The 12,717-nt window shown below is 65.5% G+C and carries 12 protein-coding genes and 1 pseudogene; 3 read left to right on the top strand and 10 right to left on the bottom strand.

Translation table 11 applies throughout. The features are described 5' to 3' along the window. Positions 1 to 96 (top strand): annotated as a pseudogene (locus OIK40_RS04660) (3'(2'),5'-bisphosphate nucleotidase CysQ); the annotation flags it as partial. On the opposite strand, the gene OIK40_RS04655 reads toward OIK40_RS04660, so the two are convergent. The 6 genes from OIK40_RS04655 to pepN form a co-directional block, all read right to left on the bottom strand. Beyond that, the gene (locus OIK40_RS04655) at positions 97 to 648 is read right to left on the bottom strand and encodes an adenine phosphoribosyltransferase (RefSeq protein WP_273676608.1); all 552 of its coding nucleotides are present in this window, start codon (positions 646 to 648) and stop codon (positions 97 to 99) included. It abuts the pseudogene before it with no gap. A gap of 96 nt (positions 649 to 744) precedes the next feature. After that, positions 745 to 1,602: a cytochrome c1 gene (locus OIK40_RS04650; protein WP_273676606.1), complete on the bottom strand. Its 858-nt coding sequence runs from the start codon at positions 1,600 to 1,602 to the stop codon at positions 745 to 747. A gap of 55 nt (positions 1,603 to 1,657) precedes the next feature. After that, positions 1,658 to 3,016, bottom strand: coding sequence for a cytochrome b (locus OIK40_RS04645; protein ID WP_273676605.1), 1,359 nt, complete (start codon positions 3,014 to 3,016; stop codon positions 1,658 to 1,660). A gap of 69 nt (positions 3,017 to 3,085) precedes the next feature. After that, positions 3,086 to 3,649: a ubiquinol-cytochrome c reductase iron-sulfur subunit gene (gene petA, locus OIK40_RS04640; RefSeq protein WP_273676603.1), complete on the bottom strand. Its 564-nt coding sequence runs from the start codon at positions 3,647 to 3,649 to the stop codon at positions 3,086 to 3,088. Between the two features lie 227 nt (positions 3,650 to 3,876). Next, entirely contained in the window at positions 3,877 to 4,629 is a 753-nt protein-coding gene (gene pgeF, locus OIK40_RS04635) for a peptidoglycan editing factor PgeF (RefSeq protein ID WP_273676601.1), read from the bottom strand. Position 4,630: 1 nt separating this feature from the next. After that, on the bottom strand, positions 4,631 to 7,294 hold the full coding sequence (gene pepN, locus OIK40_RS04630; RefSeq protein ID WP_273676600.1) for an aminopeptidase N: 2,664 nt from the start codon (positions 7,292 to 7,294) through the stop codon (positions 4,631 to 4,633). A gap of 118 nt (positions 7,295 to 7,412) precedes the next feature. On the opposite strand from pepN, the gene OIK40_RS04625 reads away from it, so the two are divergent. Then, positions 7,413 to 8,210 carry a Rossmann-fold NAD(P)-binding domain-containing protein gene (locus tag OIK40_RS04625; protein WP_273676599.1) on the top strand — a complete coding sequence of 266 codons (798 nt, stop codon included), beginning with the start codon at positions 7,413 to 7,415 and terminating at the stop codon, positions 8,208 to 8,210. A gap of 107 nt (positions 8,211 to 8,317) precedes the next feature. Here OIK40_RS04625 and OIK40_RS04620 read toward each other — a convergent pair whose 3' ends face one another. Next, positions 8,318 to 9,202, bottom strand: coding sequence for a DMT family transporter (locus OIK40_RS04620; RefSeq protein WP_273676597.1), 885 nt, complete (start codon positions 9,200 to 9,202; stop codon positions 8,318 to 8,320). Positions 9,203 to 9,222: 20 nt separating this feature from the next. Beyond that, positions 9,223 to 10,242 (bottom strand): threonine aldolase family protein, encoded by a 1,020-nt coding sequence (locus tag OIK40_RS04615; RefSeq protein ID WP_273676596.1) that lies wholly within the window; start codon positions 10,240 to 10,242, stop codon positions 9,223 to 9,225. Positions 10,243 to 10,308: 66 nt separating this feature from the next. Here OIK40_RS04615 and OIK40_RS04610 point away from each other — a divergent pair, with 66 nt between their 5' ends. Next, positions 10,309 to 10,626 (top strand): GNAT family N-acetyltransferase, encoded by a 318-nt coding sequence (locus OIK40_RS04610; RefSeq protein ID WP_273676595.1) that lies wholly within the window; start codon positions 10,309 to 10,311, stop codon positions 10,624 to 10,626. Here the strand turns inward: OIK40_RS04610 and OIK40_RS04605 are convergent. Both OIK40_RS04605 and OIK40_RS04600 read right to left on the bottom strand, forming a co-directional pair. Then, the gene (locus OIK40_RS04605) at positions 10,572 to 12,173 is read right to left on the bottom strand and encodes a PH domain-containing protein (RefSeq protein WP_273676594.1); all 1,602 of its coding nucleotides are present in this window, start codon (positions 12,171 to 12,173) and stop codon (positions 10,572 to 10,574) included. The genes OIK40_RS04610 and OIK40_RS04605 overlap by 55 nt on opposite strands. Beyond that, on the bottom strand, positions 12,170 to 12,697 hold the full coding sequence (locus tag OIK40_RS04600) for a PH domain-containing protein (RefSeq protein WP_273676592.1): 528 nt from the start codon (positions 12,695 to 12,697) through the stop codon (positions 12,170 to 12,172). Before OIK40_RS04600 ends, OIK40_RS04605 begins: the two co-directional genes overlap by 4 nt. Positions 12,698 to 12,717 lie beyond the last annotated feature (20 nt).

Below are 12,717 nucleotides of genomic sequence, written 5' to 3'. Positions count from 1 at the left end.
GTCTATAACCGCGCGGACACCTTCATGCCCGATCTGCTGATCTGCCGGCCGGAATGGGCAGACAGGGTGCTGGGCGCGGTGGCGCGCCTCGCCTGATCAGTCGCCTTCGAAGTCCATCAGCGCGCGCACATCGATCCCCGCTGCCCGCAGGCGTTGGGCGCCGCCCAGATCAGGCAAATCAATCACGAACAGCGCCGTTTCGATCACCGCCCCCGCCTTGCGCAACAGTTCCGCCGAAGCCAGCGCCGTGCCGCCGGTGGCGATAAGATCGTCGACCATCACCACCTTTTGCCCCGGTTCGATCGCGCCCGGGTCCATTTCCAGCCGGTCGGTCCCGTATTCGAGCGCATAGTCGATGCCGATGGTCTCGATCGGCAGCTTGCCGGGCTTGCGCACGGGGACGAAGCCGATGCCCAGCTGCACCGCCACTGCCGCTCCGAAGATGAAGCCGCGCGCTTCCATCCCGGCGATCTTGTGGGCACCCGCCGCATCGGCGAGTTCGGCGAGGTGATGCACGCTCGCCGCCATGCCCTGATGGTGGCCGATCAGCGTGGTGATATCGCGGAACTGGATGCCCGGTTTGGGGAAATCGGGCACGGTGCGCACCAGCGCCTTGAGATCTTCCGGCGAGAGATGCGGTCCAGTCATGCGTGCGGTCCCCTTGGTTGCGGATCCTGAATGCACAAGCGCCCCGTCATCCGCAAGGGACGACGGGGCGCCTGTGTGCTGCGCAGAGAAGAAGGCTTACTTCTTCTTCGGCTTCATCCCGGCCCACACCTGCTTGTACGACAGGAAGGCAAGTGCCGTGGCGAACAGCAGGAAGCCGAGCACGAACCAGCCGGTCTGCTTGCGCTGCACCATCGAAGGTTCGGCGGTCCAGGTAAGGAACGCAGCGACGTCCTTGGCCATCTGCGGCACAGTTGCTTCGGTGCCGTCGGCGTAGGTCACCTGACCATCGATCACCAGCGGCGGAGCCATGGCGATGTTCACGTTGGGGAAGTGCTTGTTGAAATAGAGGCCGGCCGGGGTCTCGAAACCGAGCTTGGCGGCCTTTTCCGGATCGGCTTCGCCATAGCCGGTCAGCAAGTCATAGACGTAGTTCGAACCGTCGTGACGTGCCTTGGTCATCAGCGAAAGATCGGGCGGAATGGCGTTGTTGTTCGCCGCCGCTGCCGCGATGGCGTTAGGGAACGGCATCGGGAAGTAATCGGTGGGTTCGCCCGGACGCGTGGTGGTTTCACCGGTGTTCGGATCGATGCCCGGAACCGTCCAGGTGGCGGCTTCGGCATCGACTTCAGCTTCGGTGTAGCCGAGCTGCGAGAGGTTGCGGAAGGCCACGAACTTCAGGCTGTGACAGGCCGAGCAGACTTCCTTGTAGACCTGATAGCCGCGCTGCAGCTGGGCCACATCCCACTTGCCGAACGGGCCGTCGAACGCAAAGCCGCCTTCCGGCCCTTCGCCATGCTCGTAGAAGGCGTAGGATGCCTGCTTTTCGGCCGGCGGGCCGAAGATGTAGTTGTAGGCACCGGGAACCAGCGACCAGAGCACCAGCACCGCAGCAATGGCGAGGCCTGCAATGATGCCTCCGAGACGAATAGTCATGACCGAACTCTTTCTCGTTATCGGGTCAGATTGCTTGTGAACTGCGTCCTGCCGATCACTCGGCAGGTTGCAGCGAACCGTCGGGTGCGGTGCCGGCAGTGCCAGCATCGACCGTTCCGGTACGGGCTTCGGCAGTCGCATCCTTGCCGAGCACCGCTTCGGTGATCGAGAAGGGCAACGGCTTGGGCACCTCGATCTGGCTCACGATCGGCAACACCACCAGGAAGTGCAGGAAGTAATAGGCCGTCGCGATCTGGCTCAGAACCACGAAGGGTTCCTCGGCCGGAGCGCCACCGCAGTAGAACAGCACTGCCATGGTCGGAATCAGACCGAACCAGAAGAACTTGTTGAACAGCGGACGGTAGTGGCCCGAACGCACCGGGCTCTTGTCCAGCCACGGCAGGAAGAACCACAACAGGATCGAACCGAACATCGCGATCACGCCCAGCAGCTTCGCCGGGATCAGCACGATGCCGGTGAAGGGGATGGTCAGGTCGCCGGTGAAGGCGCGCAGGATCGCGTAGAACGGCCAGAAATACCATTCCGGAACGATGTGCGCCGGGGTCGAGAGCGGGTTGGCCTCGATGTAGTTGTCCGGGTGACCCAGCGCGTTAGGCAGGAAGAACACCATCACGGCGAACAGGATTAGGAAGACGCCCAGCCCGAAACCGTCCTTGGCCGTGTAGTACGGGTGGAACGGCACGGTGTCGCTTTCGCTCTTCACTTCCACGCCGCTCGGGTTCGACGAACCCGGAATGTGCAGCGCCCAGATGTGCAGGATCACGACGCCCGCGATCACGAAGGGCAGCAGGAAGTGCAGCGAGAAGAAGCGGTTCAGCGCGGCGTTATCCGGCGCAAATCCGCCCAGCAGCCACACCTGCAGCGGCTCGCCAACCAGCGGGATCGCGCTGAACAGGCCGGTAATCACCTGCGCACCCCAGAAGCTCATCTGGCCCCACGGCAGCACGTAACCCATGAAGGCGGTCGCCATCATCAGGAGGAAGATCACCACGCCAAGCAGCCAGATCATCTCGCGCGGAGCCTTGTACGAAGAGTAGAAAAGGCCGCGGAAGATGTGGAGGTAGACGACGATGAAGAAGAAGCTCGCCCCGTTGGCGTGGGCATAGCGCAGCGCCCAGCCCCAGTTCACGTTGCGCATGATGTGTTCGACCGTGCCGAAGGCGACCGCCTGGTTGGCGGCGTAATGCATCGCCAGAACGACGCCGGTGACGATCTGGATCATCAGGCAGAAGCCGGCCAGAACGCCGAAGTTCCACATGTAATTAAGGTTGCGCGGCACCGGATAGCCGGCCCCGACCGCGTTGTAGACAAGCCGCGGAAGCGGCAGCTTGTCGTCAAGCCACTTGGTCAGGGGGGTTTTCGGTTCGTACTGCTTGGCCCAGGCGAAACTCATGGCGTTCTCTCGGCTTTGATCGAATGGATTGGGATCGGGCGATTATCGTTGCGATACAGCTACGAAGGCTCAGCCGACGCGGATGACGGTATCGGAAGTGAACTGGTATTCCGGCACCTGCAGGTTCAGCGGTGCGGGGCCTTTGCGGATGCGGCCGGCGGTGTCGTAGTGCGAACCGTGGCAGGGGCAGAAGTAACCGCCGAATTCGCCGCGGTTCTCACCTTCGGCGGCACCCAGCGGCACGCAGCCGAGGTGGGTACACACGCCCATGGTGATCAGCATGTCCTCATGGCCTTCCTTTGTGCGATCGCCCAGGGTCTGGGGATCGCGCAGCGAGGAAACCTCGACCTCGTTGGCGGACTTGATTTCGTCAGCGGTGAGGCGACGCACGAACAGCGGCTGCTTGCGGAACACCGCCTTGATCGCCTGGCCGGGCTGGATCGCGCTGACATCGACTTCGGTGGTGCTCGCTGCAAGCACGTCGGCCGACGGGGCCATCTGGCTCACCAGCGGAATGAGGAGCGAAGCACCGCCAACGCCAGCAGTGCTGAGCGCGGCGATGTGAATCCAGTCGCGGCGGCGGACGCCTTCTTCGGTGCCCAGATCGCCCATGGCGGCCGTGTCAGAAGCCATTTTGTCTTACCCTGCTCGTCTTGCCGCGCCGGAAAATCGGCCTGCGCGGCGTGGTGTTCCAGTTTCGGGGCGGTTGCCCCATGACAGTCCGTCGATTGGTCCCCGCTTCGGGCCAGAGCGTGCTTTGCACACCCTTACCCCTAAGCTCGCGGGGGCAATTAACGGCAATCCAGCGAAAAACCAACCGTGTTTTAAGCAAGGCCTGTTCACCCTTGCGCAAAGCGGGTTCAGGGGCAGGCGATCATGCTGATCTGCCGGCCATAATCCGCCTCACGCGCCTGCGTGGACCTGCGATGGGAATGATAACGCGCGACATGAGAGAAAGTATCCCGGCCCAGATCGGCAATTTTACCGATCCCCGCCGCTGCCAGGCGCGCCATGCCGTAGCCGGGCAGGTCGAAATGCCAGCGGGCGATCCCGTCGCGTGCCGGTGCGGATGCAAAAAACCTTTCGTCTTCAACGGCAAAGCGGGCACGGAACGGCGCGTCGACTTCGTAACTGGGCTGCGCGATCGTTGGGCCGAGGACCGCAATAATATTCGTCCGCTGCGCGCCCAAAGCCTCCATCGCGGCAATCGTGTTCTCCAGCACGCCCTCGACCGCGCCGCGCCAGCCGGCATGGGCCGCGCCCACCACACCGGCTTGCGGGTCGGCAACCAGGACGGGTGCGCAATCGGCAGTGACGATGCCGAGCACGATACCCGGAGTGGCAGTCACCACGGCATCGGCCACCGGACGCCCCTCGGCGGCATCGTCCCACGCCTCGGTCACGGTCACGACATCGGGCGAATGGACCTGGTGCGGCGCTGCGAGTCGCCCGCCGGCGCGAATCGCTTCGGCCGCCGCAGCGCGCAGGGCATGCACATCCGCCGGATCGCCCGGTCCGCCGAACCCGAACTGGTGGACGCCCCCGGCGCTGCCGAAGAAGCCGTGCGGCACGCCTTCGAACAGCGGGTGGGTCTCGATCGCGAAGCGCGTCACCTCAGCCTTCCAGCGAACGGCTGACCTGCTCGAAGGTATCGCGCGACAGCTTGCCCGCTGCCATGATCCGTTCAAGCTCCCCCTTCATCAGCGCCGCGCGGGCAGGCTCGATCCGCCGCCAGCGCCCGAGCGAGGGCACAAACCGCGCCGCCGTCTGCGGGTTGATCGGATCGAGCGCGAGGATCACGTCGGCGATCATCCGGTAACCTTCCCCGCTCGCATCGTGGAAGCCCTGCGGATTGCCTGCGAAAGCCATGTAGAGCGAACGCACGCGGTTGGGATTGCGCATGGTGAAATCGGGATGCTCCGCCAGCGCGCGCACCTGCGCGATCACATCGGGGTGCAGCGAAAGCGCCTGCAGCGTGAACCACTTGTCGACCACCAGCGCATTGTCCTTGTAGCGCGCGTGGAACGCCGCGAGCCGTTCGTCCCGCTCCGGACAGTCGAGCCCGCACAGCACCATCAGCGCGCCCTGCCGGTCGGTCATGTTGTCGGCGGCGTCATATTGCTGCGCGGCGAGTTTCGCGGTGCGCCCCGGGTCGGCGGCAGCCAGATATACCAGCGCCTGCGTCTTGACCTTGCGCGCGCCGCGGCCCGCCGGATCGTCGAGAGGCACCGCCGAAGCGCGGGCATGCAGCGCGCCGAGCTCGTCCGCCAGCGCAGAGCCGATTGCGGCCTTCAGCCCTTCGCGCGCGGCATGGATCGCGCCCGGATCGGCCTTCCTCTCGCCGGTCGCCATGGCCTCAAACAGATAGGTTTCGGACGGCAGCATCATCAGCTCGCCGCGCATCGCATCGTCGAGCGCAGCGTCGGCAAGGCTCGACCGGAACGCACCGATGATGGCCGCCTCGCCCGCCGCCTGCTGGTCTGCCGAAAGCGTACCACTGGCGGTGCCGACCAGATGGCCGACGGCAAGTTCCTGCAACGCCTCGGAACGGGCGAAGGGATCATCGTCATGCGCGGCCAGAAACACGAGGTCTTCTCGGTCAAGCGCTCGCTCGATCACCACCGGGGCGGTGAAGCCGCGATTGATCGAGACGACCGGGTCGGGGCCGGACAGCGGCAGCGTGAAGGTCCGCTCAGCCTCGGCGAGCACCACAAGCTGCTCGGCTCCCAAGGCAGCCGCCGCGCGCGAATGCACCGCCACGCGCAATGGGATCGGCATCGGCTGCTTGTCGGGCTGGCCGGGGGTGGCGGGCACGGTCTGCCTGAGGGTGAGTTCGAGGCTGTCGCCCTCGACCTTCTGGCTCACACTGACACGCGGGGTGCCGGCCTGCGAATACCACAGCCGGAACTGCGCGAGATCCAGCCCGGCCCCGTCCTCGATCGCGCGAACGAAATCCTCGCAGGTCGCAGCCTCGCCGTCGTGACGGTCGAAATATAGGTCGGTGCCCGCGCGGAAGCGTTCGACACCGGCCATGCTCCGCATCATGCGGATGACTTCGGCGCCCTTGTTGTAGACGGTGGCAGTGTAGAAGTTGCTGATCTCGCGATAGCTGTCGGGGCGGATCGGGTGGGCGAGCGGCCCCGCATCCTCGGGGAACTGCGCGGCGCGCAGGATGCGCACATCCTCAATCCGCTTGACCGCTTCCCCCCGCATGTCCTGGCTGAACAGCTGGTCGCGCAGCACGGTGAAGCCTTCCTTGAGGCTGAGCTGGAACCAGTCGCGACAGGTCACGCGGTTGCCCGACCAGTTGTGGAAATACTCGTGTGCGATCACCCCTTCCACTGCGTCGAAATCGGCGTCGGTGGCAGTGTCGGGGTCGGCGAGCACATATTTCGTGTTGAAGACGTTGAGCCCCTTGTTCTCCATCGCCCCCATGTTGAAATCGCTGACAGCGACGATGTTGTAGAGATCGAGGTCATATTCGCGCCCAAACACCTCCTCGTCCCACTGCATCGAACGGTGCAGCGATTCGAGCGCGTGGTCGGTGCGCGCGAGGTCTTCCTTGCGCACCCAGATATTGCATTCGACCTCGCGGCCGGAGCAGGTGACGAAAGGTTTGGAGTTCGCCACCAGATCGCCCGCCACCAGCGCGAAGAGGTAGGACGGCTTGGGCCAGGGGTCGTTCCATTCGGCCCAGTGCGTACCGTCGTCGTTATCGCCCTCGGCCACGCGATTGCCGTTGCACAGCAGGATCGGGAACACCGCCTTCGGCCCATGCATCCTGACGGTGTAGACCGACAGCACGTCGGGCCGGTCGGGGAAGAAGGTGATGCGGCGGAAGCCCTCGGCCTCGCACTGGGTGCACAGCATTCCGCCCGAGGCATAGAGGCCCATCAGCTGGGTGTTGGCGGTGGGATCGATTTCAGTCTCGACTGCGATCAGGTGCGCATCCTCGCGCAGCGGCACGATCAGATCGTCGCCGTCCATGCGCCAGTCGGCGGCCGCGCCGTCTACCGTCACCGACAGCGGCTTCAGCCCGTCGCCGTTGAGGCGGATAGTGTCCGCATGATCGGCGCGGGCATTGCGTTGCACCGTCAGTTCGGCTCGCACGCGGGTGCGGGTGAGGCCGAGATCGAAGTCGAGCCGCACTTCGGGCACCAGCCAGCCGAACGGGCGATAATCCTCGCGCAGGATGACAGGCGGTTCGTGCGGGGTGCGCGCGGCGTCCGCCAATTCGGGGTTGCCTTCGGGGTTCGTCGGGGTGGTTGCGATATCCATGAGGCATCCCATACTCGTTCGTGTCGAGCGGACGCAACGCACAACCGCAGGTTGAACGCGAGAGACATAGAGGCAAAGGCCTCTCGACTTCGCTCGAGGCGAACGGCACTAGGGTCTTATGGCGCATTTGCTGATCTTCGGTCTTGGATACACTGCGGGGCGGATCGCTTCCGCCATGCGGAAACGCGGCTGGCGCGTTGATGCCACGGGCCGCGATGGCAACCTCGATTGGATGGACGCGGTATCCGTGCTCGAATGTATGGAACGGGCGACGCATATCCTTTCGTCGGTTCCGCCTGATCGCGCCTCCGGTCTCGATCCGGTGCTCGATTTCTACGACGATGCATTCGAAGGGCAGTGGCTCGGCTACCTTTCCTCCACCGGTGTCTATGGCGACAAGCAAGGCGCATGGGTGGACGAGGCAACGCCGACCATCGCGCAATCAGGCGAAGGACGCCGCAATGCGCGGGCCGAGGCCGATCTGGCATGGCTGGAGATGGGCGCGCGGGTGTTCCGCCTGCCGGGCATCTACGGGCCGGGCCGCTCCGCGCTTGACCGGGTGCGGGAAGGCAAGGCGCGGCGCATCGATTTGCCCGGACAGGTGTTCAGCCGCGTTCATGTGGATGACATCGCCAGCGGGGTCGTGGCCGCGCTCACGCAGGACGCCCCCGCCGGGGCCTATAATCTCGGAGACGATCTGCCGTGCTCCGGCAACGAAGTCACCGAACATGCATGCCGATTGCTGGGGGTGGACCCCCCGCCGCTCGAAACGCTGGAGGAAGCCAAACTCTCGGAAATGGCGCGCGGCTTCTACATGGAGAACCGCCGCGTCGCCAACAGCAAGGCCAAGCGTGTGCTGGGCTGGCAGCCACGCTATCCGACCTATGTGGAGGGGTTAAGTGGACTCTTGCGGTAGGCGCTGGGTCGGCTGCATCGCAGCCGCAAGGCCGACCGGCCGCCCGCAGCGACGCGACCTTCAGGTCGCATGAGCGAGGATATCGCAGCGCGGAGGCGCTGCGGAATTCAACGACTCTTGGAGCGCAGGGCCAATCCCATGCCCAGCAGAGCCAGCCCGGCGCCGCCCGCTGTCAGCGGCGTCCAGCGATAGCCCTCGAACAGGGTCGACAGCAGCATCGCGACGCACACGGTGACGATCCCGTTATAGGCCGTGCGGCCCGCGCCGATCTCGCGCACCAGATTATAATGCAGCGGGAAGGTGACGACCGATCCGATCAGCGCAAGATAGGCGGTGCCCGCCCAGAACTGCCATTTCTCCGGCAGCGGCGGCGGGCCGGCTGTGGCCAGCGCGAAGAACAGATCGAAGATCGTGCCGTAAAGCATCGCCCAGGCCAGCAGGCTGACCATCGGCACCCCGCGCCCCGTCGGGTTGGCCTGCACAACATTGGCGATCGATGCGGCCAGCATCCCGCCGATCGCCAGCACGATGCCCAGGCCGACATTGCCGTCGAGCGGCGCGGCGCGCCATTCGTGCACCAGCAGCATCGCCACCCCGGCAATCGCAACCACGCTTCCGCCGATGAAACCGCCCTGCACCTTTTCGCCGATGAACATCCGCGCAAAGATCGCGTTGGGCACCATCAGCAGCGCAAACATCACCGCGACGATGCCAGACGTGATGTGCATTTCCGCATGATAGACGAACAGGAAATTGCCCGAGAACTGCGCAAGGCCGACACCCAGTGCCAACAGTTGTTCGCGCGCGTTCAGCCGCAGCCGCTTGCCCATCAGCACCGCGACCATGAACAGCGCCGGACAGGCGAGCAGGAACCGGTAGAATACGCTCCACGCCGCGGGGACGCCGTCGATCTGCCCGGTGATGACGAACCAGGTTGAACCCCAGATCGTGCCGGTCAGCGCGAAGGGCACCAGCACGCGCGGGCTGAGCATGGACGGCGCGGAAGCCTGATTCATAGAGCGGCGATGGCCTTGCCGAGCGCCTGCGCATCCTCGGGCCTGGTATTCCACGCGGTCACAAAGCGGGCGGAATCCGCACCCCAGTCATAGAACGCGAAATCCTGCGCGCGCAGCACATCGCGCTCTGCCGGGGACAGCCGCACGAACAGCTCGTTCGCCTCTACCGGATGCAGCAGACGGTCACCACACCCCGCCGCGACTTCCTGCGCGGCCGCGTTGGCATGGGCCGCGTTGGCGAGCCACAGGTCATCCTCCAGCATCGCGAGGATCTGCGCGGCGAGATAGCGGCCCTTGCATTGCAGGTGTCCGGCACGCTTGCGGCGGTAACGCACCTGCCGCGCGGCTTCGGGATCGAACAGCACCACGGCCTCCGCACCCATGCCGCCGTTCTTGATGAAGCCGAAGGCAAGGCTGTCGACCGGGCCGCTGGCAGCGCGTGCGGCCTGATCCGCACTGCCGCCCAGAAACGCTGCCGCATTGCCGAAGCGCGCGCCGTCCATGTGCAGGCCCAGACGGCGCTGCTTCGCAAAGGCGCCCAGCATCGCCAATTCGTCCGGGCGATAGGTGCGCCCGTATTCGCTCGCCTGCGTGATCGCGATTGCGTGGGGCTGCACCTGATGCACATCGTCGCGGATCGGATCGATTAGCGCGGCAATGCCGTCCGGCGTCAGCTTCGCGCCCTCTCCCCCGGCCAGCATCAGCTTGGCGCCATGGAGGAAGAATCCGGGCGCGCCGCCTTCATCCACCTCGATATGGGCTTCCTCGTGACACACCACCCCGCCATGCGGCGCGCACATGGTGGCGAGCGCGAGGCAATTGGCCGCCGTTCCCGTCGCCACCCACAGCGCGGCGCATTCGCGCCCGAACAGCGCAGTGAAGCGCGCGTCGAGTTCCTGCGACAGCGCATCGCCGTCATAGGGATTATCCGGATGGTCAGCCGCGCGCATCGCCTCCCAAAGCTTGGGGTGGACCGGCGCGGCATTGTCGGAGAGAAAGGGCTTGGCGAGGCTCATTGCAAAACGCCTCTAGCCGCGCGGGCGGGCTTGGCAAGAGCGGGTGGGCAAACGGGAGGTACAGGCATGAGCGGGCAAAGCACACGGGTAACCATCACACACCACGTTCAGGGGCAGGGCGGATGCTATGTCGCGGTGGTCGAGGATTCGTCGCACGAAGGCTATCTCCAGTGGGAACCGGGCGGGATGCAGGGCGGCAAGGAAGTGCGAATCGCCGCACATACCGTGGTCCCGCACGCGATCGGCGGGCGCGGGGTGGCGGCGGAATTGGTGGCGCGGATGGTCGCGGATGCGGAGCGGCTGGATTTCCTGGTCCGCCCCGATTGTTCCTACGTCGCCGCCAAATTCGCCGAAAATCCCGACTGGGCCGCACTGAAAGCCTGATCCGGCCCGTCCTCCAGCGGCGCGTCGAGCCGCGAATAATCGGTCGCGGAAATCGTTTCCAGCACGCTCGCGCGCAGCCGCCGGGCTTCGTTCAGCGGCACGCCGTGCATCGCGAACTCCCCGCCCGCCAGCCCCAGATGCACCGTCGCATAGCCGCGCCAGCGCGCCAGCGGCCCCTGCGCGATCTCGACCGAATGGAGTTTCAGCCGGGTGGCAATCTTGCTGGTGGGCGATAGCAGGCCATGGCGCGCGAAAATCTGCGTGTCGTCGAGCGCGTGGCGCTTGAACCGCCATGACAGCACGGCCGCGGCAGCGCCGAAAAAGGCAAGGCCGAGCGGCACCAGCGCCCATAGCGGCGGGGCGAACAGTGCCACCGGAATCACCGCCAGCGCGAACAGACCGCCGTCGATCAGGATGCTGTCGGTGAGGTAACGTCTGCTCGCGCGGTGCCAGTCAGTGTCCGCGCCGGGCAGGTGGAACCCCGCCGCCGCAACGATCGGTGCGATTTCGTCCATCTTCGCAAAGGGCGCGACGACATGGCTGGCATCGCCCGCATCCTGGGCGAGGCTGACGAAGCTCAGACCATGCCAGCCGAAGCGGTAGCGCACCAGTCCCGTACCGATCACCAGCGCCTGCACCCGGTGCGCGGGCATCACCACGTCGGTGCGCGTGAACATTCCGCGCAGCCGCCGGAACCCGCGCGGACCACGGGTTAGCGTAAAACCCCACTCGCGCGCGAAAGTGCGGGCCACGCCGGTCGCCATGCCGATCAGCACCAGCGTGAACAATCCGGTCACCGCGCTGAGCGCCTTGAGCCGCGCGTCGAGCGCCAGCCAGTCGACCCCATGCTCTTCGGCCAGATCGCGCCACAGGTCGACGTCCCACACCTCGATCCCGGCGAAACTGTCGAGATATTGCAGGGCACCGCCAAGCACCGCGAACACCGCCAGCGAAAATTCGAACAGGCCGAAGGTCAGCAATCGCCGTGGCGGGAGCGAATAGAGCACCTCGCCCTCGGGTTCGTCGGTATCGGTTTCGACCGCTTCATCACCGGATGCCGCCGCCTGTTCCTCGTCGCGCCGTTCGCGCACGAGCTTTCGCAGACGGTCGCCCTCGGCATTGGTGAGATATTGCAGGCTAAGATCCTCGCCCCCGCCCGCGCCGGTCTCGAACTTAACAGTGACCAGCCCGAGCAGGCGCGGCAGCAGCTTGGCCTCAAGGCTGACGTCCTGAATGCGTTCATAGGGCACCGAGCGCGCCGAACGGCTGAGGATGCCGCTTTCCACCCGGATGTCCGCCGCGCCGATGGTATAAGTCAGCCGCCGCCAGCGCAGATATCCGCCCGCCGATCCGAACACCACGGCGGCGACCACCATGCCGACAGCGAGCAGGAACCGCCCTTGCCCGCCGATGCCCGACACTCCGATCGCGATAGCCGGCACAAGGACATTCTGAAGCAGGCCGATCGCACCGACGACAACGCTCAACGGGGCGGTGCGCCGCGCGATGTCGGTACCGGTGCGGGCGTCGGTAGAGGCCTCGCTCACATGCTTTCCCGGCGGATATGGGCGCGGATTTCCTCGCGCATGGTGCGGGCCAGTTCCTCCTCCAGTCCGGGCAGCGACACGCTGGCATTGTGATTGCCCGCCGTGTGGAGCGTCAGCGTGGCGATGCCGAAAAAGCGTTCAAGCGGCCCCTGATCCACGTCGATATGCTGCACCCGTCCGAAGGGCACAACCGTGTCCGAACGCCACAACAGCCCTCGCACCACGCGCAGCCGGTCAGCCGAAATCTGGTAGCCGCGGGCATTGTAGCGGCGGCTCGGCACCCGGATCACCAGCACGATCGCGATCAGCAGCACCGGCCCGGCAATCGCGCCCGGCGGCAATGAAAACGGCAGCGGCGCGTCGCGGATAATCGTCTCGGCCACCAGCGCGGCGACCAGAAAGGGGATCGCCATCAGCACCGTCTTCACCCGCAGCGCGTGGGTGTAATTGGGGTGCAGGCGGGTCAGCGCGCCGTCATCATCGACAGGCAGGCCGGATGGGCTGGGGGCGACACTTTGATCCATGGTGCCTTACTTGCGCAATA

The sequence above is a fragment of the Erythrobacter fulvus genome (assembly GCF_028595285.1).
GTDB classification, from domain to species: Bacteria; Pseudomonadota; Alphaproteobacteria; order Sphingomonadales; family Sphingomonadaceae; genus Erythrobacter; species Erythrobacter fulvus.
The sequence above is the reverse complement of the archived record's forward strand: the minus strand, read 5'-3'. Positions and strand labels throughout refer to the sequence as shown.

Excerpts from the sequence above, each read along its gene's own strand:
- OIK40_RS04655 (WP_273676608.1), bottom strand. The coding sequence starts at position 648 with ATGACTGGACCGCATCTCTCGCCGGAAGATCTCAAGGCGCTGGTGCGC.
- OIK40_RS04650 (WP_273676606.1), bottom strand. The coding sequence starts at position 1,602 with ATGACTATTCGTCTCGGAGGCATCATTGCAGGCCTCGCCATTGCTGCG.
- OIK40_RS04645 (WP_273676605.1), bottom strand. The coding sequence starts at position 3,016 with ATGAGTTTCGCCTGGGCCAAGCAGTACGAACCGAAAACCCCCCTGACC.
- petA (WP_273676603.1), bottom strand. The coding sequence starts at position 3,649 with ATGGCTTCTGACACGGCCGCCATGGGCGATCTGGGCACCGAAGAAGGC.
- pepN (WP_273676600.1), bottom strand. The coding sequence starts at position 7,294 with ATGGATATCGCAACCACCCCGACGAACCCCGAAGGCAACCCCGAATTG.
- OIK40_RS04625 (WP_273676599.1), top strand. The coding sequence starts at position 7,413 with ATGGCGCATTTGCTGATCTTCGGTCTTGGATACACTGCGGGGCGGATC.
- OIK40_RS04620 (WP_273676597.1), bottom strand. The coding sequence starts at position 9,202 with ATGCTCAGCCCGCGCGTGCTGGTGCCCTTCGCGCTGACCGGCACGATC.
- OIK40_RS04615 (WP_273676596.1), bottom strand. The coding sequence starts at position 10,242 with ATGAGCCTCGCCAAGCCCTTTCTCTCCGACAATGCCGCGCCGGTCCAC.
- OIK40_RS04610 (WP_273676595.1), top strand. The coding sequence starts at position 10,309 with ATGAGCGGGCAAAGCACACGGGTAACCATCACACACCACGTTCAGGGG.
- OIK40_RS04600 (WP_273676592.1), bottom strand. The coding sequence starts at position 12,697 with ATGGATCAAAGTGTCGCCCCCAGCCCATCCGGCCTGCCTGTCGATGAT.